General features: G+C 45.0%; 19 protein-coding genes and 1 other annotated feature. Of the genes, 14 read left to right on the plus strand and 5 right to left on the minus strand.

Features of this window, described 5'->3' with window-relative positions:
* Positions 1-29: 29 nt before the first annotated feature.
* Genes RXV91_RS07280 through RXV91_RS07295 form a run of 4 tightly spaced genes read left to right on the plus strand, consistent with a single transcriptional unit; the run spans position 30 to position 4,963 of the window.
* Complete coding sequence (locus RXV91_RS07280; RefSeq protein WP_316439332.1) at positions 30-1,664, plus strand: glycosyl transferase family 1; 1,635 nt, start codon at positions 30-32, stop codon at positions 1,662-1,664.
* A gap of 26 nt (positions 1,665-1,690) precedes the next feature.
* A complete protein-coding gene (locus RXV91_RS07285) occupies positions 1,691-3,199 on the plus strand; it encodes a glycosyltransferase (RefSeq protein ID WP_316439333.1) in 1,509 nt (502 codons plus the stop codon).
* Positions 3,200-3,209: 10 nt separating this feature from the next.
* Complete coding sequence (locus RXV91_RS07290) at positions 3,210-4,736, plus strand: accessory Sec system glycosyltransferase Asp1 (protein ID WP_316439334.1); 1,527 nt, start codon at positions 3,210-3,212, stop codon at positions 4,734-4,736.
* A gap of 29 nt (positions 4,737-4,765) precedes the next feature.
* Complete coding sequence (locus tag RXV91_RS07295) at positions 4,766-4,963, plus strand: hypothetical protein (RefSeq protein ID WP_003643183.1); 198 nt, start codon at positions 4,766-4,768, stop codon at positions 4,961-4,963.
* A gap of 95 nt (positions 4,964-5,058) precedes the next feature.
* On the opposite strand, the gene RXV91_RS07300 is transcribed toward RXV91_RS07295, so the two are convergent.
* Both RXV91_RS07300 and RXV91_RS07305 read right to left on the minus strand, forming a co-directional pair.
* Positions 5,059-5,586, minus strand: a complete 528-nt coding sequence (locus tag RXV91_RS07300; RefSeq protein WP_316439335.1) for a class I SAM-dependent methyltransferase — start codon at positions 5,584-5,586, stop codon at positions 5,059-5,061.
* 68 nt (positions 5,587-5,654) lie between these two features.
* The gene (locus RXV91_RS07305; protein ID WP_316439336.1) at positions 5,655-6,341 is read right to left on the minus strand and encodes a phosphatase PAP2 family protein; all 687 of its coding nucleotides are present in this window, start codon (positions 6,339-6,341) and stop codon (positions 5,655-5,657) included.
* Between the two features lie 111 nt (positions 6,342-6,452).
* Positions 6,453-6,663, plus strand: a binding site (T-box leader).
* 139 nt (positions 6,664-6,802) lie between these two features.
* Between RXV91_RS07305 and leuS the strand changes: the two genes are divergently transcribed.
* The 3 genes from leuS (at position 6,803) to RXV91_RS07320 (ending at position 12,171) form a co-directional block, all read left to right on the plus strand.
* A complete protein-coding gene (gene leuS / locus RXV91_RS07310) occupies positions 6,803-9,229 on the plus strand; it encodes a leucine--tRNA ligase (protein WP_316439337.1) in 2,427 nt (808 codons plus the stop codon).
* Positions 9,230-9,752: 523 nt separating this feature from the next.
* Positions 9,753-11,423, plus strand: a complete 1,671-nt coding sequence (locus tag RXV91_RS07315) for a polysaccharide biosynthesis protein (protein ID WP_316439338.1) — start codon at positions 9,753-9,755, stop codon at positions 11,421-11,423.
* A gap of 7 nt (positions 11,424-11,430) precedes the next feature.
* Positions 11,431-12,171, plus strand: a complete 741-nt coding sequence (locus RXV91_RS07320) for a 16S rRNA pseudouridine(516) synthase (protein WP_316439339.1) — start codon at positions 11,431-11,433, stop codon at positions 12,169-12,171.
* Between the two features lie 189 nt (positions 12,172-12,360).
* On the opposite strand, the gene RXV91_RS07325 is transcribed toward RXV91_RS07320, so the two are convergent.
* The gene (locus RXV91_RS07325; protein WP_316439340.1) at positions 12,361-13,200 is read right to left on the minus strand and encodes an NAD(P)H-hydrate dehydratase; all 840 of its coding nucleotides are present in this window, start codon (positions 13,198-13,200) and stop codon (positions 12,361-12,363) included.
* A gap of 126 nt (positions 13,201-13,326) precedes the next feature.
* Here RXV91_RS07325 and pepV point away from each other — a divergent pair, with 126 nt between their 5' ends.
* The 7 genes from pepV (at position 13,327) to RXV91_RS07360 (ending at position 20,521) form a co-directional block, all read left to right on the plus strand.
* Positions 13,327-14,730 (plus strand): dipeptidase PepV, encoded by a 1,404-nt coding sequence (gene pepV / locus RXV91_RS07330; protein WP_316439341.1) that lies wholly within the window; start codon positions 13,327-13,329, stop codon positions 14,728-14,730.
* A 26-nt stretch (positions 14,731-14,756) separates the two neighbouring features.
* Positions 14,757-15,263 carry a universal stress protein gene (locus tag RXV91_RS07335; RefSeq protein WP_316439342.1) on the plus strand — a complete coding sequence of 169 codons (507 nt, stop codon included), beginning with the start codon at positions 14,757-14,759 and terminating at the stop codon, positions 15,261-15,263.
* A gap of 325 nt (positions 15,264-15,588) precedes the next feature.
* Positions 15,589-16,689, plus strand: coding sequence for an ABC transporter ATP-binding protein (locus RXV91_RS07340; RefSeq protein WP_316439528.1), 1,101 nt, complete (start codon positions 15,589-15,591; stop codon positions 16,687-16,689).
* Positions 16,664-17,623: a sugar ABC transporter permease gene (locus tag RXV91_RS07345; protein ID WP_316439343.1), complete on the plus strand. Its 960-nt coding sequence runs from the start codon at positions 16,664-16,666 to the stop codon at positions 17,621-17,623. Before RXV91_RS07340 ends, RXV91_RS07345 begins: the two co-directional genes overlap by 26 nt.
* Complete coding sequence (locus RXV91_RS07350; RefSeq protein WP_316439344.1) at positions 17,623-18,465, plus strand: carbohydrate ABC transporter permease; 843 nt, start codon at positions 17,623-17,625, stop codon at positions 18,463-18,465. Before RXV91_RS07345 ends, RXV91_RS07350 begins: the two co-directional genes overlap by 1 nt.
* Positions 18,462-19,814: an extracellular solute-binding protein gene (locus tag RXV91_RS07355; protein ID WP_316439345.1), complete on the plus strand. Its 1,353-nt coding sequence runs from the start codon at positions 18,462-18,464 to the stop codon at positions 19,812-19,814. The genes RXV91_RS07350 and RXV91_RS07355 overlap by 4 nt, the downstream gene beginning before the upstream one ends.
* 20 nt (positions 19,815-19,834) lie before the next feature.
* A complete protein-coding gene (locus RXV91_RS07360; protein WP_033609428.1) occupies positions 19,835-20,521 on the plus strand; it encodes a glycerophosphodiester phosphodiesterase family protein in 687 nt (228 codons plus the stop codon).
* Between the two features lie 287 nt (positions 20,522-20,808).
* Here the strand turns inward: RXV91_RS07360 and RXV91_RS07365 are convergent, their stop codons facing one another.
* Both RXV91_RS07365 and mscL read right to left on the minus strand, forming a co-directional pair.
* The gene (locus RXV91_RS07365) at positions 20,809-21,456 is read right to left on the minus strand and encodes a deoxynucleoside kinase (protein ID WP_021731316.1); all 648 of its coding nucleotides are present in this window, start codon (positions 21,454-21,456) and stop codon (positions 20,809-20,811) included.
* A gap of 104 nt (positions 21,457-21,560) precedes the next feature.
* Complete coding sequence (mscL, locus tag RXV91_RS07370) at positions 21,561-21,941, minus strand: large-conductance mechanosensitive channel protein MscL (RefSeq protein ID WP_021731317.1); 381 nt, start codon at positions 21,939-21,941, stop codon at positions 21,561-21,563.
* Between the last annotated feature and the right edge of the window lie 546 nt (positions 21,942-22,487).

The following is a 22,487-nucleotide window of genomic DNA, read 5'->3' on the forward strand; positions in this document are numbered from 1 at the left end:
ATAATAGAAATTATGAATGAGGTTAAAGTATGCAAAAATCAGTTATTCAGAAATTAAAGCAAGCGCTTATCGATAATGGAAATTTAGAAAGTCATGAAAATGATATGGTCGTTTTGGCGGTTTCGGTCTCTGATCGGCGGCATCGTGCGAATGTCAAGTTTTACCGGGACAAGTCTTTTAACACCTTGTGGACCGCAGTTGCTAATAATCTTAATACAGCACCTAAGAACAGTTGGGTGCGAATTGATCTTGTTCAGGCAGCGCAAAAGTTAAGCCGAAGTGTCTTCGAAACGAAGCTCGCTAACGTTACGAAAATGAATTATTGGCGATATGGTGTAAGTTTTGATGCTGATTTCGAGCATGCATTACTGGAAATGGAAATAAATGGACAGAATTTCTTTAAACCCGACAAAGATTTTGTGGTCGGTGAGCCGCCTGCAAAATCTTGGGCTGACTATCATCAAATTGAGAACTATTTAAGAGAGCGTGAGTCTAATCCTGCAATTGATATTAGCGGCGCACAGAATGTTTGGATCTTTACAACTGCCGCCATATTCTCCGATGGACAAAAAATTCAACCTTTAGCGGTTGATGGTTTCCTTACAGCTGGAATTCGGACAATTACGAATAAGCGTAAAGAAATTAAGAAAGTGATAGAAGACGGTGAAGCGTATTTAATCAATCAGTTAGACAAGGATGGCAAGTTTATATATGGTTATTTTCCTGCACGACAACGTGTGCTCTCAAGTTACAATATTTTAAGACATTTCTCCACGATTTATGCATTGCTGGAAGCTAGTCAGTTTTCGCAACACTCAGAAAGTTACCGGAAAGCTAAGCTTGCAATTCAGTGGGGAATTGATGCTTCACTAGTTGTGATTGATAATGCAGCGTATGTCAACGATCATGGGGAACTAAAGCTGGGTGCCCAAGCAATGCTCGTTTTGGCAATTTGTAAATATCAGGAAGTGACTCGTGATCAAACATTCTTGCCGATATTAAAACAGCTGTTTAAAGGGGTTCGATCATTTTGGAACTCATCAACGGGATTTGTACATGTGCTGGATGTCAATTTAGCGCCTAAAGGTAAGTTCCGCACGATTTACTACGATGGTGAGATTGTTTTCGCGCTGACACGAATGTATGAGCTTGATCCAAGTATACAGATTAAAGCAACGATTAGTGAGATGTTGGATTATATGGTTAAGTTAGATTATGGGCAATACCATGATCATTGGCTTGCGTACGCTGTGAATGGTGCGCTTGACCTATTTCCAGAAGCCCGTGCGTATATGGCCTTAGGTGCAAAGAATGTCTTTACGCATTTAAACTACATTCAAAAGCGAAAGCATGCATCGCCAACGTTACTAGAACTAATTGATGCGTCCCAAAAAATGGTGGATAAAGTTAACAAGTCAGGAAATGATGACCTGCTTGCACCGTATGATGTTTTAAAACTAAGTCAATTGGCTGAGCAACGGGCTAGCTATGAAATTCAAGCTGGCGCATGGTATGCTGAAATAGCAATGTATTTATATCATCCGCAGAAGTTTATTGGCGGATTCTATGCACGTGATGACAGCTTCCGGACACGAATTGACGATTGTGAGCATTTCTTATCCGGTTTAGTGAACTATTACAACTACGCATATCGGCAAGCGTAGTGATGAATTTCTGAAAGGGTGACTGTATGTTTTACTTCATTAATGAATATATTTTAGGCAAGAATTCGAGTGTTGAGCACGCGGCAATCAACCGGGTGAAATTATTTAACCACTATAAAGCGCCAGCCCAGATTGTGACTAAGATGTATGATCGTTTACTACATCAGACCATGGGGACTTTTCAGTTAGCAAACCAGCAAGTGCTGAATATGTTTGATTACTTTCAACAAACTACGGATGTGCCAACTAAAGTTCTGCATACTGATGACATGCATCTGCCAGTGGAATATGCGGTAGAAGTGGGTGCCAACTTTAGTAAAATTTTTAATGGTGATGAACACGTTAGTAACGTCGGCTTTATTCCTGGAACGATTGGGCGCGTCTTTTACCAAGAATTCTTTGACAATCAAGGCAACTTATCTTCAACTGACCTGTGGGATTGGCGAGGCTTCAAGTCCAGTACGCAATATTTTGGTCAGAACGGTAAACTGGTTTTGGAACGGTTTTATAATCTACAAGGTGAGACCGTTATCGAGCAGTACTATGTGCCTGATACCAATGGTAATCCGCTAGCGTCACGTTTGATTTTAAAGAATTATCGCGATCAGGCGGAGCGCTTCTTCCAGAACGCGAACCATTTATTTCATTTCTTCTTGGCCGAACTCAGTCATTTGGACAAGCGAACGACGACCTTCATTAGTGATCGTCCAGGTACCAGTGTAAAGCCATTATTGGAACTGCAGGATGATTCTCATAAGTATGTGACGGTCCCAATTTATCAGGCGAAGGATATTAATGACCCAATTCATTCCCCGTTGGACGGGTTCTTAACACCGGCTTTCGATAACCTGCAACACTTTGATGGCTTCATTACAGCTACTGAAAGTCAGGCTCAGCATCTGCAGGCGCGGTTCCCAAAAGCTAAGGTGACAGTGTTACCAACTGTAACTACGAGTCCGTTGGCGCAGAGTGAACTACGGCCAATCACGGCTCGCCCCAAGCAATTGCTATACGTTGGGCGGCTGGCGCCGGATCGGCAACTGGATCAGTTAATTCGGACCATTGCGTTAGTTAAGCAACAGGTCAAAGAAATTCAGTGTGATTTTTATGGCTACGGCGATCCAGAGTATCTTAAGACGCTGAATAAGCTGGTTGAAGAATTAAAACTGACGAATAATGTGCATTTATTAGATTATCATCCTGATTTAGAAACACGTTATGATGATTATCAGCTATTACTCAATACCGATATTGTTGATGGTGGCCCAATGAGTATGCCGGAAGCCATGAGTCACGGAATACCAGTGATTAGTTATCGTTTTAATTATGGCCCTAAAGATTGGATTGATGACGGTCATGACGGTTTCATTGTCGATCCTGGCAATCAATTGGCGCTGCGTGACCGGATCATCGAATTAATGATGGATAATAAAAAGTTAACGGCATTCAGTGAAGCCGCTTTTAAGAAGCTTCATACGTCACAAACTGACTTAAAAGTTTGGCACCGTTGGCAACAATTACTGGGTATTAAGTAGGAGGGCGCATATGTATTATTTCTTAAACGATAACATGCAATTTTCAAAATCAGGAATCGAACAGGCGGAAATCAACCGACTGACTTTATTCAAGAAGCACCATGTGGCTGCTAAAATCGTGACCCGCGTATTCGCAATGAACTTGCACGATGTGCTTGAAGGGGCCAACATTGCCGATGCTGATTTTGTTAATCTTTTTGACTTCTTTTGTGGTAGTCAGTCGGTCAAGCGTCAAAGGTTTGATTTGGCCGACTTTGAAGTGCCAGCCGATGCTATCAAAACCCGGAAGGATAATCAGATTCAAGTCATGGAACGTGGTAAGTTAATCATGATTATTTACCTTCGGGCCGGTACGGAAGCCGTTAGCAATGTGCAATACTTTGACGTTAATGGTCGTACGCTCAAGATGAGTTGGTGGGATACACGGGGTTTTAAGTGTCTTGAACAATTATTTGATTGGGACGGTAAGATTGCCCAAGAAGCGTACTTTGGCCCGGATGGATTGATTCACGTGGAGAAGTTACACTTGTTAAATCACGCTGGTCAGGAGCGAATCACGTGGCGCGTCTTGAACTACAACGAGCAGAGCCATACTTTTAATGGGATGAATGAACTGACCCGTTACTTCTATGATGAACTTAACCAGTTGAATGATGAACAAAATGTCTTCATTTGTGATCGGACCGTCGAATGTGCCTGGGGCTTATTCAATATGACCACACCAGCTAAGAAAGTCTTGCATCTACATAATAACCATGTGAGTGATGCTAAGGATATTATGCATTCTACCTTGAACAATAACTATGCTAATGCGCTGAATAATTGGGCGGCTTGGGACGCGGTCATTTCTGCGACACCGGAACAAACTAAGGACGTGGAAGCCCGCTTTGGTAAGAATATTCCAGCGTTCACTATTCCGGTTGGCTATGTTGATAATGCCACGTTAAAAGCCGCGCCGGTGAAGTTTGACCAACGACAAAAAGACCTCGTCGTGCAAGTTGCGCGGCTGGCACCTGAAAAGCAACAGAATCACTCAATTGAAGCCTTTGTCGAAGTTCACAAGCAGTTTCCTGATGCCAAGTTGGAATTATGGGGTTATGCGAACGGGGATATTGAAAAGCAGCTACATGCACAAGTTGCTGCAGCACACTTGGAAGAGGTGGTGTTGTTCAAGGGGTATACCACGGATGTCAATGCCGTTTACAACCGGGCCCAATTAGGACTTTTGCCAAGTCGAGCTGAAGGGTTCTCATTGATGTTGCTAGAAGCTCAAGCCCATGGGTTACCAATGGTTGCCAATGACGTAAAGTACGGCCCGAGTGATATTATTCAGGATCATAAGAGTGGGGCCCTAACGACAGACGGCGATGTGCAACAATTGACCAAAACGATTTTAGAATTGTTGAAGAATCAAGCGCAGCTGGCGCAATACAGTGCTCAGGCCTATGAAAATGCCAAGCGTTATTCAGAAGAAGCCGTTTTCAAACAGTGGCAGGCATTGTTAGATTACTTTAAGCCTGCTAAGGTCACGGCTTAAGTAGATTTGACGGCAGGGGAGGACGCAAAATGTTAATGATTATGACCATCTATGGGACCGTTAAGATGTTTACCCGAATGATCGTGTACTGTGGCATCGGTGGTCTTGTCCTAATTGTTCGTCACCATAATCGTAAGAAGCGGCGTAACGAGATGGATGAAGGAACTAAGCGGATTATGCGCAATACCCCTAAGGATGAGAACGGTAAGTATCCGTGGGAGAAGTAAGGTACCATTGGTTTTTAAGTTAAATATCTAATTGAAAAGACCTGTCAGACGAAGCTAATCGTCTGACAGGTCTTTTCGGCTAATTTATCGTTAAATTAACGTTTCTGAATGGCCAACAAATATGGCGGCACATGGACTTGATTAATAAACTGATATTGTAGGACTTGGAATTGATGCTGGTCTAAATTCGTTACGTAATCCAAAACGGCTTGTGCTTCTGTCGCACCACCGGGATGACCAGCATAGACTAGCAGGATAATGAGTCCGTTGGTGACGAGGCGTTCTTGAATGGCTTTTACGGCCGTTAACGTTGTCGTTGGTTTCGTAATGATTTGTTTATCGCCACCTGGTAAATAGCCCAGGTTAAAGACGGCACACTTGATAGGTTGATCAGCGGCAATCTTATCTGCGATGTGTTCATGGCCCGTTTGCCACAGAGTGACTTGATGGTTAAGCGCTGCTTTATCTAAGGCAGTCGTCGTCGCTTCAATGGCCGCTGATTGAATGTCGAACCCGTCGACGTGACCGGTAGTGCCGACCAGCTTGGCGAGGTAGACGGTATCATGGCCATTGCCAACCGTCGCGTCAATCACGTGATCACCGGGATTGACGACTTGGTTCATCAGTGTGTGGCTATAAGCTAATGCCGAACTGAGTTGAATGAGTGTTACCCCCTTGTTGAATTCATGAATTAAGGCCGCAGTCGAAGCGGTCCGTGCCGATAACGCGTACTGAAACGCACACTTATATATAGTAAAACACTTCCAAGTAAAAGGCCACCGATTGTATCGCTGGGATAGTGGACGCCCACGATGACCCGGCTGATCATCATTAACAAGATGGCCGTTACGCCGAGGACAGTGAGCCAGCCAGTCAGGGCATTGCGATGCCAGTAGTCAAAGGCCAACACGAGCAGACTACCGATAAGGACGGTCGTTGTTGTCGAGTGCCCGCTGGGGTAACTATATCCTCCAATTTGGACAAGTCGCCAAGCGGTTGGCCGTGGCCGCATGATGACCTGTTTGATGAGATAATTACCGTAGCCAGCAATCAGCCAGGTGTTGACCCAAAAGAAGACTGCGCCGCGTGGGTTATGACCCAGCCAGAGTGCCAGACCAATAGTCAACGTTATAATGGTGATAATGTGAGGATTACCAAGCTGCGTATACGTGACCATCGCGTGTTGAAACCACTGGGGACTGTGATGCCAAAAATTAGCAACCGTGGTGTCAAAGTGCGTCAACCAAGGTGCTCGTTGCCACACCGCGGCCGTCCAGCCTAGCCACACAATAAAAATAAGTAAGATGAGACTGTCCGAACGTTGCCAAGTTCGTTGCTTCAATACAGATTCCTCCGATAAATAATTTATTGCAACCATTATAGCATTTTTTATGATGTCGCCGTTTGTCGACTAATGATAAAATTTGTCGCCGACAGGGCGTGGCCTCTTGAAAAAAGTGTGGTGGTTTGCTACTATGAAAACAATAACTTTACGACTCTGAGAAGGAATAGTAGTGGTTGGTGTTTTACAGAAACTCCGTGGTGGTTGCAAACGGGGATTCATTAACCATGAACTCACCTTCGAGTCTTCCGGCTGAACAAGATTGTAGGTACGGACGTGGTTTCGCGTTAAGATTCCCAAGAGGCCACGATAACGTGGAATCATAGGTGGTACCGCGGAATCCGTTTTCGTCCTATAAGCTTAATTGGCTTATAGGATTTTTTTGTTTTTTAACCGCTTTTACTGAGTTGAAGCATGAAAATGGCCGTCTTGAATAGTCAGTTGGAAAGTCGCAATGCTAGCTTTTACATACAAGGCAGCAAGAAAGGGGCACTACTATGGCATACAACCATAAAGTCATTGAACGCAAATGGCAGCATTATTGGAAGGAAAATAAAACCTTCAAAACATTAGACACGACGGATAAGAAGAAGTATTACGCCTTAGACATGTTCCCATACCCATCTGGTCAAGGATTACACGTTGGACATCCTGAAGGGTATACAGCCACGGATATTATGTCACGGTTCAAGCGGATGCAAGGGTACAATGTCTTACATCCAATGGGTTGGGACGCATTCGGTTTACCCGCTGAACAATATGCGCTCAAGACGGGGCATAACCCGAAGGACTTTACGGCCAAGAACATCAAAAACTTCAAGCGTCAGATTCGGTCATTAGGTTTCTCATATGACTGGGACCGTGAAGTGAATACGACTGATCCAAGTTACTACAAGTGGACGCAGTGGATCTTTGAACAGCTCTATAAGAAGGGCTTGGCTTACGAATCTGAAACGTTGGTCAACTGGGCTCCCGATATGATGGGCGGAACGGTTGTTTCTAACGAAGAAGTGGTTGATGGTAAGACGGAACGCGGTGGCTATGATGTTTACCGGGTGCCAATGAAGCAATGGAGCCTCAAAATTACGGCCTATGCGGACCGGTTGATTGATGACCTGGACGATATTGATTGGCCAGAAAACATCAAGGAACAACAACGTAACTGGATTGGCCGCTCAGTCGGCGCATCCATTCGTTTCAAGGTTGCTGGTCAACCTGACGATACCGAGATTGAAGTGTTCTCAACGCGGCCAGACACGCTGTTTGGCGCAAGTTACATGGTCTTGGCACCTGAACACGACTTAGTTGAACAATTGACGACACCCGAACAAGCGGACGCTATCAAAGCATATAAAGCTAAAATCGCCAGCAAGTCAGACCTCGAACGGACTGATTTGAATAAGGACAAGACCGGGGTCTTCACTGGGAGCTACGGTATCAACCCGGTTAATGGTGAAAAACTGCCAATCTGGATTGCCGATTACGTTCTGGCTTCATATGGAACTGGGGCCATCATGGCAGTGCCTGCTCATGATGATCGGGACTTTGAATTTGCACAAAAATTTGATTTGCCAATCAAACCTGTCATTGCGGGTGATAATGATTATGACCAACAAGCTTACACTGGCGACGGGGAACACATCAACTCAGGTTTTGTTGATGGTTTAGCTAAGCAACCAGCGATTGATAAGATGATTGACTGGTTAGGTGAACACCATGCCGGTGAAAAGAAGGTCAACTATCGGTTACGTGATTGGATCTTTTCACGGCAACGGTACTGGGGTGAACCGATTCCGGTTATTCACTGGGAAGACGGTGAAACGACGTTGGTTCCTGAAGACGAATTACCATTGCGGTTACCAGCAACTAAGAACCTGGAACCATCAGGAACTGGTGAAAGCCCGTTAGCGAATATCGACGACTGGGTAAATGTCGTGGATGAAAACGGTCGTAAGGGGAAGCGTGAAACCAACACGATGCCACAATGGGCCGGGAGTTCATGGTACTTCTTGCGTTATGTTGATCCGCACAACCGTGAAGCTTTGGCCGATTATGACAAGTTGAAGTACTGGTCACCCGTTGACTTATACGTTGGCGGTGCCGAACACGCGGTCTTACATCTGCTTTACGCACGTTTCTGGCACAAGTTCTTATATGACTTAGGCGTTGTGCCAACCAAGGAACCATTCCAGAAGTTAGTTAACCAAGGGATGATTTTGGGTGATAATCACGAAAAGATGTCTAAGTCGCGGGGAAACGTGGTTAACCCCGATGACATTGTTGACCAATATGGTGCCGATACGTTGCGGTTATACGAAATGTTCATGGGACCATTGGAAGCTTCGATTCCGTGGAGTACCGATGGGTTACATGGCGCTAATAAGTGGATCGAACGGGTTTGGCGCTTAATGATCGATGAAAACAATCGTGTTCGCGACCGAATCACGACCATCAATGATGGTAAGTTGACGAAAATCTACAACGAAACCGTTAAGAAAGTTACGGAAGACTATGAAGCTATGCGCTTTAACATTGCGATTTCACAAATGATGGTCTTCGTAAACGAAGCATACAAGGTCGACGATTTACCAATCATTTATATCGAAGGCTTTGTAAAGTTACTGGCACCGATCGCACCACATTTGTCGGAAGAACTATGGTCATTATTAGGCCATGATGACACGATCACCTACGCCACTTGGCCAACGTATGACGAATCTAAGTTAGTAGAAGACACGGTCCAAATCGTGCTTCAAGTTAATGGTAAGGTTCGCTCGCACGCCGAAGTCGCTAAGGATATGGGCAAGGATGAACTTGAAAAACTAGCTCTGGCGGATGAAAAAATCCAGGAGTTTACGGCCGGCAAGACGGTTCGTAAAGTGATTGCCATTCCTGGTAAACTGGTTAACGTGGTTGCCAACTAAGTACCACGACCAGTAGCAACTTAAATGAATATCGCTTAAATTAATCGTGATGGTGACTGACAATTGTTGGTTGCTATCACGATTTTTTAACTACTCACAGAACTAATTAGTGCGGTTACGATTGATTTGGTTAAGTGAATAAAGATTCTGAGGACGTTCTGGTTCGGTTTGGGAGACAAATCACACGTGTTTTTGGTGGGCAGAGTGTGTGCAACCGCCTATGCTTAACTTAAAACTAGCAGTAGCGTGGTTTAATCATCGGAAATGGTTATCATGGCGGCACTCTGCTGTAATCGAATTTGGGACTGCATCATGCCCGCTGGTAAAGCGTACGGATTGTTCTTTTTTCTGTATCAGCCATAGGGTATCGGACGGCGGTACGGTTCGCCAATAGCTGGTGCAGTTGTCAAGACCTTATCATTAAAGTTCGGTTAAACTCACGCATAAGGCCGGAATTGAATTGCAACTTGTTTGTTTTTCATCTAAAATGATTAGGATTGAATTAAGAAAGTGGGTTACGAACATGTCTGAGGAATCAAAAGCTAATCAGCCCCAGAACATACACGTGAATTCTGAAGCCGAAGCACACCAGAAAATGGTTCGGGGTTCGGCTTGGATGACGGCTGGGAGTCTCTTTTCACGGGTGCTCGGGGCGATTTATATTATCCCGTGGGTTATCTGGATGGGCGCTGATTTTACGCAAGGTAACGCGCTTTATGCCAAGGGATATAATATTTATAGTTTTTTCCTGCTAATTGCGATCGGGGGAATTCCGTCCGCAATTTCTAAACAACTTTCCGAATATAATGCGATGAATGAATATGCCGTTGGACAGCGCTTATTCAAGCGGGGCTTGTTGTTGACGTCAGCCTTTGGGATTGTTGGTGCCATTATTTTATGGTTTGGTGCCGGCTTGATTTCAACAGCTTTTGGGGGCTATGATGCCAATCTGATTCCCGTCTTGCATGCGTTAGCCATTGCCTTGGTGATTCTGCCATCGATGTCTTTGACCCGGGGATTCTTCCAAGGGTATCAACAGATGGCGCCGTCTGCAATCTCACAGTTCGTGGAACAAGTCTTTCGGGTCATTTACATGTTGGGTGCGACGTACTTCATCATGCGCGTCGCTCACGGCGATTGGGTGAATGCCGTGACCCAATCGACGTTTGCAGCATTCGTCGGGGCGGCTGCCAGTTTCTTATTACTCGGGTGGTATTATTTCCGCAAACGGCCCGAGCTAAATGCCTTAGCTGCTCAGAGTGAGAACAAACTAGTTATTCCAGTCTGGCAATTGTTCCGCGATATTATTATTCAGGCGATTCCATTTATTGTGATCGATACCGCAACGACAGTCTTCAACCTGTTGGATCAAGCAACGTTCCAACCGATGATGCGGCTGGTTTACCATTTGGGTACTAAGCAGATCGATACGTTGTATGCTTACTTTGCATTTAATGCGAATAAATTGGTGATGATCATTGTGTCATTGGCGTCTGCGATTGCCGTGACGGTCGTGCCGATTTTATCTGAATCATTGGCCAGTCATAATATGCGTAATATTCGTAAACAATTGGAAGATTCGATTATTTTATTCCTATTTATCATGATTCCCGGAGCGTTGGGGATGGCCGCAGTGGCACAACCACTTAACACGCTCTTTTATAGTTATGATCAAATTGGGACGTTGATTCTGCAGATCTCAGCATTTACCGCGATTGCTTTAGGCTTTTTTACGGTGATTTCGGCGCTGATGCAAGGCCTATCACGCAACCGCGATATTATTCGCTATTACTTGATCGGCTTACTGGTCAAAATCGTGATTCAGTTACCATGTATCTATTTCCTATCAACGGCGGGGCCCCTGGTTGCGACTGCGATTGGGATGATGGTTGCGAGTCTGATGGCGATGTATGATTTGGAAGTCAACTTTGGAATTCGGTACGTGAAGTTATTACCAAAAATCAATCGAATTTTAGTTTATTCGATTTTAACGTACGTCACGGCACGATTAGTTGTTTATGGGCTGAACTTTGTGTTGAATGAGCACAGTAAGACGCAATCGTTCTTGATCGTGGCCCTAGCAGTTATCGCTGGTGGTGCGGTTTACGTTTACTTAGCACTCCGTTCACGGATGGCTGATTTGATGATTGGAACGAAAGCTGCTGGGTTACGACGGAAATTACGGATTAAATAGGTGAATTATGCGAGTAGATAAATTTTTACATGCGATGCGAATTGGCACGCGGACTCAAGTACGTCGTCTGATTAAAGATGGTCATATCACTGCCAATGGTGAGCCAGTAATCTCTGGCAAACAACAGATCAACCCTGGCAGTGACACCGTCTTTTTAGATGACGTGCAGGTCCGTTACCAACAATACTTCTATTATGTGATGAATAAGCCAGTCGGGGTCATCACGGCAACGACGGATTCCGCTGCGAAAACGGTGATGGACCTGTTCAATACGACGGATTTTCGTGACGATCTATTTCCCGTGGGTCGTCTCGATAAAGATACCGAGGGAATCTTGGTCATTACGAACGATGGGGCCCTATCACACGACCTATTGTCGCCGAACCACCATGTTACGAAGGTCTATGAGGCTGAAGTAACGGGGGAAATCACTGCAGCTCAATTGGCTAATTTTAATGATGGGATCACGTTAAAGGACGGGACTGAATTGCAACCGGCTCAGGCTGAGATTGTTCAATTCCATGAAATCGAGAACTTTACCACGATTCGAATCATGATCCATGAAGGCAAGTATCACCAAGTGAAACGGATGGTCGGGACGTTAGGTGAACGGGTTGTTGGTTTACGCCGAATCAAATTTGGTTCGTTAACGTTACCCGTTGGCTTGTTGGCAGGAAACTATCGTGCGCTGACTGACGATGAACTGGTCGCCTTGAAGACGGATGCTAACCAGCCAGTGGGCGAATAGTGAGCTAAAGTTGGTTGGCTACTGTAGCGATTACAAGATTAAATGCGTAAAAGAGCGCGCGACAAGCAATCTTTTGGCGGACATTTCGATAATAGTGATAGAAAAATTGTGCCCAGTTTCTTGAGAAGTCTTTTCTTAAGAAACTGGGCACAATTATTTTTTGGGGCGATTTTAGTCGTGAACGTCCAGCTAGCTAGGGCGTTCAATCTGACTAAAGCGGTGCATGTAAGTCGGAATGCGGGTACTGATTTGATGTGGTAAGACGACGTACCGGGTCGCGGCGAGATCATCGGCAATGGCACTGTGTAAGTAGACCGCGCTGAGAATCGCTGCGGTGAAGTCATCAAATTGTCCTACGAAGCCACCAATCATACCAGCCAACGTGTCACCCATACCGCCCGTTGCCATGGCTGGGGTGCCGCCGGGGTTGAACCAAACCCGTTCGTCAGTATAGACGGTTGTGCGATGCGCCTTGACAACGGCCGTAACGCCTAGCCGTTTTTGTGCGTCATGGTTGGCCGTTTGCGTTTGATCCTTGATAGCGATACCGCTGAGTCGTTGCCATTCCATCTGGTGTGGCGTGACGACGATGTCCGTTGCGGGAAGGGACCGTGGCTGCTGAGCAAGTAATGTCAAGGCCGAACCATCGATGACTAACCGTTGTGGAGCGTGAGTCGCGGCGATGACGGCGGTCAATAACTGATCAGCGATTGTATCCGTTCCAAGACCCGGTCCAACGATGATGACGTCCATTCCTGTCAGCATGTTCAGTAAGGTGTCAGTCTGGTGATAGTCGATGACCATCGTTTCGGGTAGTCGAGCATGCAGACTCGTGAAGTTAGATGGATCGGTGGCGACGGTCACCAGTCCAGCGCCACTATATGTCGCAGCAGTGGCGGCCATGATGATAGCGCCGCCAAAATTCTGATTGCCTCCAATCAACATGACTCGCCCGTAATTCCCCTTGTGAGAATCAGCCGGTCGTTTGATAATTGTCCGGCTAACAATTTCGGTTGTAATAGGTTGCATAAAATGACCAGCTTTCTAAGTTAATTTACTTTGAGTATACCATTTTCCCAAAGCGGTTACTTACGATTATTAAGTTGACGACAGCTATGCTAAAATTAGGGTAACAATATCTGGGAGGAATTTAACATGTCAGTTGATTGGAAAAATGAAGCAACTAAGCATCAAGATGATTATCTAGCAGATTTAACCACCATGCTCCGCGTGCCGAGCTTTCGTGACGATAGCCAGGCGACGGACGACGCACCGTTAGGACCAGGTCCTAAGCAAGCGTTAACCACGTTTTTAGCGATTGCGGAACGTGATGGATTTAAGACTAAGAATATCGATAACTTGGTCGGCTATGCTGAAATTGGTGAGGGGGATGAAACCTTAGCAATTTTAGCCCATGTGGATGAGATGCCTGCTGGTAATGGCTGGGATACGGACCCCTTTGAACCAACTATCAAAGATGGTAAGATGTATGCCCGCGGCGTTTCCGACGACAAAGGCCCTGGAATGGCGGCTTACTATGGCTTAAAGATCGTTAAAGAACTTGGTTTGAAGCTCAATAAGAAGATTCGCTTTATCGTTGGGACTGATGAGGAAAGTAATTGGACTGGAATGAAACGTTACTTTGAAGTTGAACCAGCGCCAACCTTGGGCTTCTCGCCAGACGCCATGTTCCCGTTGATCAATGGTGAAAAGGGAAATGTGAGTCTGCAATTACACTTCGGTCATGAAGATAATGGCGACTTTAACCTTGTTTCCTTTGATTCTGGCTTGCGTGAAAATATGGTGCCGCGTGATGCCGAAGCCGTGGTCGCAACGGATGACAACGAGCAGTTTGCGGCCGACTTCACAGCGTTCTTGGACCAACAACCCGTTACTGGTGAATTAACGGTCGTTCCTGAAGGCGTTAAGCTGGAGGTTGTGGGTAAGGCGGCTCATGGGATGGAACCCCGTAATGGGATCAACGCCGGAACCTACCTCGCAACGTTTTTGACCAACTATGCATTTGCCGATGATGCCGCTGCTTTCTTGGACTTCGTGGCTAACAAGCTCCACGATGATTCACGGGCCAACCACTTAGGCTTAGCTTACAAGGATGACGTCATGGGTGATTTGACGATGAATGTCGGGTTACTCAGCTTTGACCACCAAAAGGGTGGCGACCTAACATTGAATTTCCGTTATCCTAAGGGGATCGAACCGGCAGACTTGACGGCAAAAGTCCAAGCACAGTTACCTGCTGGGGCCACTGTCACGCAGGGTGACTTCATGGTGCCACATTACGTTGACCCTGAAGACCCAATCGTCAAGGATTTGATGGACGTTTACCGGCGTCAAACTGGTGACACGGCCTCACAACCACAAATTGTTGGTGGTGGGACTTATGGCCGGATGATGGCTCGGGGGGTAGCCTTCGGAGCGCTCTTCCCAGACACCGAAGACACCATGCACCAAGCCAATGAATTCCAACCAATTGACGAATTGATGGCTGCAATGGCCATCTATGCCGAGTCAATTGCCGTATTAGCAACCGATAAATAAGGATTGTATGATGGAGGGTGATGGTTATGACGATGGTTCAACGAATTTTAGTCGGCATCGATACAAGTCCCCAGTCCCAACTGGCGTTAACAAAGGCAATCACGATCGCGGTCGAACAAAATGCTACCCTGGATATTGTGACGGTTATTAATACTGAAAAGTTTATTGGTGTTACGCAGGGGCCAATGGGGTTTGGTGCGACGACCCCCCAATCATTGAATGAATTGACGTCAGGACTTAAGGCGAATCTTGCCAAGGCGCGCCAACAAGCAGTAGCCGCGGGCGTTAACGATGTGCGCGTACATCTACACTCGGGCAATTCTAAGTTGTTATTAGCGACGACGCTACCAGAACGCTATGGTACTGATCTGATCGTTGTGGGTGCGACGGGGTTGAATAACGTGGCCCGGGTGCTGATCGGCTCCAACGCGGCTTATGTGATTCGAAATGCCACGTGTGATACGCTGGTCGTACGGACGGATGCTAATCAGCGACCAGTGACGTTGCCGAAACGTTCAACGCGGCGACTGTGATTGGCATAAATAGTGCGAGACCAGTAACAGTTGAACCGGCCTTAACGTGCCGTTGGTATGGATTTGAAAACGCCGATTGTTTTCAGATTTAGTGCCATTAACTGACCGATGCCCCTTTTAGGCCAGTAACAAAATAGTTGCGTCAAGAATTCACGAAATTCTTGATGCGACTATTTTTTATTTCGGGCATTTTGTAATTGTTTATGAAAAAAATACATAACCCATACGTTATTTTTACATTATGCCAACGTTTCCGATACGTTCATCTGGCATGATTTAAGTGTAATCCAATTAATTACAAATAAAAGGTCGAGGGGATATGGATATGGGAATTGAGTTGCAGGGCATCACAAAGACGTATGGTAAGGCTGAGCAGCCAGTTTTGCATGATGTGAACGCTGAAATTCAAGATGGGGAATTATTCGTGATTGTTGGACCGTCTGGTTGTGGTAAAAGTACGTTACTACGGATGATTGCCGGTATCATTCCAATTACGAGTGGTAAGCTGGCCATTGACGGTCAGATCATGAACGCGGTCCCGCCTAAAGATCGTAAGTTAGCGATGGTTTTTCAGAGCTACGCCTTGTATCCATTTTTAGATGTGGCGGCCAACGTTGCTTTTGGTTTACAAGCGCGTAAGATGCCGGTCGTAGAAGTCGAACAGCGCGTCAACGAGGCTCTAAAGCTGGTTGACTTGACGGCTTACCGGAATCGTAAGCCGCGTGAGTTATCTGGTGGTCAACGACAGCGAGTTGCCCTCGCCCGGGCGATTGCTAGTGATGCCAAAATCTGTCTGATGGATGAGCCATTGTCTAACTTGGATGCGCAGTTACGAGTCCGGATGCGCACTGAAATCCGCGAGCTGCAACGTAAATTAGGCCTGACACTGATTTATGTCACTCATGACCAGACGGAAGCGATGACAATGGCTGATCACGTGATGGTGCTGCATGAACAGCATGTGCAGCAGATCGATACGCCACTGGATATTTATAACCATCCTGCGAACCATTTTGTTGCTGAATTCTTTGGAACCCCGCAGATTAATTTGTTGCCAGTAACGACTGAAACAACCCGGGAATTACAAGTTACGTCAGGTTTTCAGCTGACTTTGCAACGGCCACTCACAGCTGGTACTTACACGCTTGGTATTCGGCCCAATCAGTTGCTGGCACTACCAGTTGCTGCAGGTGCCGGCAATGGAGTAGTAACTAACGTTGAAACATTGGGCGAGCTGACGATTATTGAGGTACTGACGGATAACGGAACAGCCTTACGAATCGTTCAATCTGGTCAGGTGCAATTCCCCCTTGAACAACGGGTGCAAGTAAGTGCTCAGGGCAAAATTCTTATCTTTGATGAGCATGAACAACTAATTGCTGAAGAGGAGGGCGCGACTAATGATCAATTCGTTTCCGTCAATTAAACGACGGCCCCCAAAAGAACCGGATGCTAATGATCAAGCAACTGATCAGGTCATCGGTTTTGAATTAAGACGCAATGATAAATATTATACTTGGTTATTTCTAGGACCATCTTTGTTAGTACTCAGTATCTTTGTTTTTTATCCGATGTTACGCACGCTGTACCTTAGTTTCTTCTTGACGAATAGTTTTGGTGAACCAACCGTTTTTGTTGGACTGCAGAATTACCTCGATTTGTTAACAACGAAAAGTTATTTAGCTAGTTTACAAGCTACTGGCATCTATGTTGTGGCTGTGACCGGATTCACGCTAGTAGTCGGTTTATTATTGGCAGCGGCGGCTAACCAAAAGATCCGGGGCATTGAACTATTTCGGACGATCTTTACATCAACGATGGGGGTTTCGGTCTCAGTATCTGCGATTTTCTGGCTGTTTATGTTTAACCCGTCAATTGGACTATTAAATAAAGTTGCCGTCTGGCTGCACTTGCCGGCCGTCAACTGGTTAACGTCGCCACATTGGGCCATGGTCGCCGTTATTATGACTAGTGTCTGGATGCACTTGGGATTTACTTTTTTGATCTTCTTCGGTGCTTTACAGTCAGTGCCAAAAACCTTATACGATGCAGCGGACGTTGCGGGGGCCAGTCGGCGTTACCAATTCGTTCACATTACGTTACCGATGATTTCACCGACCCTCTTTTTCGTGGCGGTGATTACGCTGATTTCGGCCTTTAAGAGTTTCGGACTAATTGATCTGATGACTGCTGGTGGACCAACGGATGCGACTAATTTATTAGTTTATCGAATCTATCAAGATGCATTTGTTGATGGTAACTATGCGCTTGCCAGTACTGAATCAATCATACTAGCGGTCATAATTGCAGCCATTACAGTGGTCCAATTCAAACTTTTAGCAAAGCGGGTGAACTACTGATGGAAAATACGCTTGCCACTCAGGCACTAATTCGGCGTCGTTTTGGGATCATCTTCAGATATATTTTATTGACGGTACTCGGATTGATCATTATTCTACCGTTCATTTTAGGGTTATGGACGAGCTTTTTACCGACAACGACCATCGCGAAGGGGGCGTTGAGCGGGACGCTTTCTTGGCAGAACTATCAAGATGCATTTACTAAAACGCCTATTTTACGGTATTTGTTTAATAGTTTGGTGATTTCTTTGATCCAGATGGTCGCCCACTTGTTTTTCGCATCAATTGCGGCGTATACCTTTGTATTTTTAGAATTCAAATACCGGGATGCGTTGTTTTACCTAGTCTTAGCAACGATGATGTTGCCATTTGAAGCAGAAGTGATTCCGAATTTTCACACAGTGCGGGCCATGCACTTATTAGACCACTATGCGGTGATGGTCGTTCCGTTCCTAACTTCGGCATTTGGCATTTTCATGTTACGGCAGGCCTTCCGGCAAATTCCGTGGGATTTAAAGGAGGCTGCTGATGTTGCCGGTTTATCACACTGGCAATTTTATCGTCGTGTTGCCATGCCATATTCACGTATCAGTCTATTGACATTAGCGGCCTACAGCTTTTTAGGCAGTTGGAATCAATACCTATGGCCAATGCTGACTACTTTTTCAAATCGGCTACGACCAGTGCAAGATGGCTTACGGCAACTTCATTCAGAAGAGACGGCTACTAATTGGGGACTTGTTCAGGCGAGTGCCGCCATTGTGGTGATTCCTACGTTGATTGTGTTGTTCTGGGGCCAACATTATTTTAAGTCTGGATTGAATGAAGGTTCGGTGAAATGATGAAAATTAAGTGGAAATGGCAATGGTTAGCAGGGATTCTGGTTGTTATTTTGGCATTGGGGGCGGTCGTTTATAATCGAACGCAAGTAAATGCTGATAGTGGACGCATCAAAGTTGTTTTCTGGCATGAAATGAAGGGTCCTGGCCAACAAGCCATTGACGCGTATGTTAAAGCGTTTAATCAACAGCAATCTAAGTATCAAGTTGTTGCTGAATTTGAGGGTGGTTACAATGGCGTCATTCAAAAGATTTTGAATACACACGGTACCGCTGCGTCACCAGCCTTATTTCAATCAATGGATATTTCTACTAGTCAGATGTATCATAGTGGTTTTACGACCCCCATGCAGAAATTTGTGGATCGCGATCACTATGATGTTGATCAGATCATTCCGGGAGCTAAGGCGATTGTCATGCGTAATAGTCAGTTGTTAGCTATGCCATTCAACGCGTCACAAACGGCCCTTTACTATAATAAAGCCGTCTTGCGGCAGTACGGGATTACCCCACCACCAGTGGATCCAACTTACGATGATATTACACGCGTTGCCAAGGCAATTCACGACAAATCTCATGGTAAGGTGAAGGGGATGACAATGGAGGCCTATTCTTGGCTGTTTGAGCAATTAGTGGCTAACGCTGGCGTTCCGGTTGCCAATCATAATAATGGTCATACTGGCAACGCTACTAAGGTCGATTTTACGAGTCCAGCCGCGATTAATGCTATGAAATGGGTCAAAGAAAATATTGATTATGGTGACTTTATGAATTTTGGCTCTGGTGGTAACGCTGCGGCCAATGAGGCAGCGTCCTTTTTAGCTGGGCATTTAGGCATCTTCATGCAATCGTCCGCCAAAACTGGCCAATTATATCAGGTGCTCAAAAATGACCTGGGCGTCACCTACTTTCCACGGCCAAATGGTCAGAAAGCTAATGGAATTGCGGTCGGTGGCGCGGCCCTCTGGATTGCCAACGATAAACCAAGTGCGGTTCAAGACGGGGCTTGGGAATTTACTAAGTTTTTGGCTAGCGCTCGGACGCAAGCGGACTGGCAAGCCAAAACAGGTTATTTAGCGGTTAACAAGGGCGCCAAAGAACAACCAATTTTAAAAAAGTTATTTAAGCAGTCACCAGTACTAGAAGTGTCTGGCAATCAAATGTTACGAACACGGCCTAATTATACGAATTCTGGTGTCTTTGTTGATGGTTGGGTGCCAGCACGAACGGCAATTCAAAATGCAATGCAACAAATTTTTGCGGGGCAAGATATTCAGCAAGCGTTGCAAACAGCTGAAAACACCTACAATAAAGTGTTAGAATCAAATAACCGTGCGAACGGTCGTCATTAATTGGAAAGAGTTGAAGAATTGTGCCAAATATGTCGTTGATTTATGGTCATCGGGGCGTACCAGTAAAGTTTCCTGAGAATTCATTGGCCGGGTTTGCCTATGCTATCAGTCATCATATCGATGGTTTAGAGTTTGACGTACACCTCACTAAAGATCAAGTGCCAGTGATTATGCATGATGAGTGGCTTGATCGAACGACTAATGGTCAGGGGGCGATTGCCAATCTGACTTTCAAGCAGTTACGCCGATATGCCTTGGCGAATGGTGAACCGGTCCCCTCATTGCAAGAATTTTTGAATTTGGTCAGTGGTGAGCCAGTCCACCTGAATTTGGAGTTTAAGACGGACCGACATTATTATGTTGGTATTGAACGGATTGTGTTGCGGATGATTCAACAAACCGACTTAGTATATCCAGTCGTGTTTTCATCATTTAACTTGAAGAGTTTGCAGCGTGCCTATGCGATTGATGCGCGCCAAAAATATGCTTTTTTGACTTCAGCACGGTTAGGTAATCCAGATGAGTTTGCAATCCATGAACACTTAGAAGGTGTCCACCTTGAGCATTACCAGCCGGTCCAACACGTTGCTGAACGGGTGTGGACGGTTGATGAACCAGCTGTGATGCAACAATTATTTGCGGCGTCAGTCAATGCCGTGATTACTAATAATTTTGAATTAGCACAACAAGTGCGAGCGGCAATGTAATATCATATGGATGTGGTTGACAGTTAGCCAAAGCTTGGCTAATGGTTAGCTACAGTTATGAGCTCCAGAATTGCTACTATGGTGGTGAGCCAGCAACCTAATAGGGTGGACTAGTAGTGTGGGGTGAACCAGTGCTGATTAAACCAGTCTAGAACAAAAACTAATGGTGCCCAGTTTCTTGAGTTCTTAAGAAACTGGGCACCATTTTTATATCAATATTATCGAAACGTGGGTCAAAAGGGTTGCTGGCCAGCAACCTTTTGACCCACGTTCTTTTAATCTGGCTATTAGACGGTGGTTGGATTACGAATCTTACCTAATTCAGAATCAATTTGGGCAAGAACGGCCTGTTGGTTAGCAGGCTTTTCTAAGTCAAAATGCTGTAAATCAATCTTCATTTTAGGACTAGCATCGTATTCATCGTACCATTTCCGATAAGCGGTCCACATCTTATAGTAATAAGATTCCAGTTCAGGATTGTGATCGAACTGTTCGTAGTCCCGACCGCGCTTCTTGATCCGGTAAAGAATCGTATCGAAGTCAGTTTCAGAGTAGACCATTAAGTCTGGCGCCTTCTTAGGTAGTTCAGTCAATTCGGTCATCATATTATCTAGTAGTTGCAAGTAAACATTCAATTCAGTATCAGAGATATTTCCTTCAGCGTTGTTTTCTTTGGTGAAGAGGGCATCTTCATAGATGGAGCGGTCGAGGACGTTGTTATCGTCGGCCAATGCCTTCTTGATCATTGCAAAACGTTTGTTGAGGAAATAGATTTGTAATAGGAACCCGTAATTCTTAGGATCCGAATAATAAAGTGGCAATACGGGGTTGTCGCCAACCGGTTCGTAAAATGCCTTAGTTCCAAGGTGGTCAGCAATTAACCCCGTTAACGTGGTTTTGCCGACCCCAATCATTCCTGCTGTTATTATCACCATGATAGCCCCTCTTTATAAAAAATTGCACAATATATTGTATCTCAAAAAAAGTTTTAATACCATATAGACTTTTAATGAAAAATTTGCTTAGGGGCCATTTTCACTTATTTTTTAGCCTGTTCTTTTAATAAATCGCGAATTTCTTCCAAGTATTGCGCGGAAACATCGACTTCTTCTTCCTCTGGTTCTTCTGGTTCATTTTTAACGACTTTATTAATAATTTTCACCAGAATGAAAACGACAATCGCCACAATGAAGAAATTAATGATGGCATTTAAAAATGAGCCGTATTTGAAGGTGGCATCACCGATACTGATTTTCAAGTTCGATAAATCAACTTTACCTAAGAAAATCCCAATTAATGGATTAATTAAGTTATCCGTCAACGATTTAACGATGGCAGTAAATGCGGACCCAATAATAACCCCAACGGCCAAATCAATCACGTTACCGCGGGCAATAAATTCTTTGAATTCTTTAATCATGCGACTAGCACTCCTTTATTAATTGACTGTTTTCAGTATAGCCAAAATTAAACGCTGACTCAATCAATATACCAATCTAATTTAACCGTAAGTTTATGTCTAATCAAAGCATACCCGTGTCGATTTACTGAATCATAATGATTAATTTTGTTTGGATATTGACTTAATTTTGCAAGCAAACAGCGCGCGAAGATTGCGTGAGACGCGTCTTCAGTGATCAGTGATATATGAAGCAAACGCGACCGAGTACGGCGCAGAATTAATTCTGAGCGTCATCTGACGCCGATGCCCACATTGTCGCTGGTGGTCACTTAGTCTTGGATTGCACTGGGATCATCAGTGCAAATCACGATAAAGCCCATTTTCAATGGCCACTATACACTTGGTGGTTTAGCTGTTGCTAGGTCTGACGTGATCAAGCTAGTCAGAAGCTATCCTGGCATGGAACGTCGTCTAGATGATACGATCAAGAAAAGCGACTTTCTTCGATGTTGAGAAAGTCGCTTGGAAGTGCCATTCTAAATAACTAAGGAGGTGCAAGTTACT

The sequence above is a fragment of the Lactiplantibacillus sp. DA1 genome, from assembly GCF_032681335.1.
In the GTDB taxonomy this organism is placed as follows: domain Bacteria; phylum Bacillota; class Bacilli; order Lactobacillales; family Lactobacillaceae; genus Lactiplantibacillus.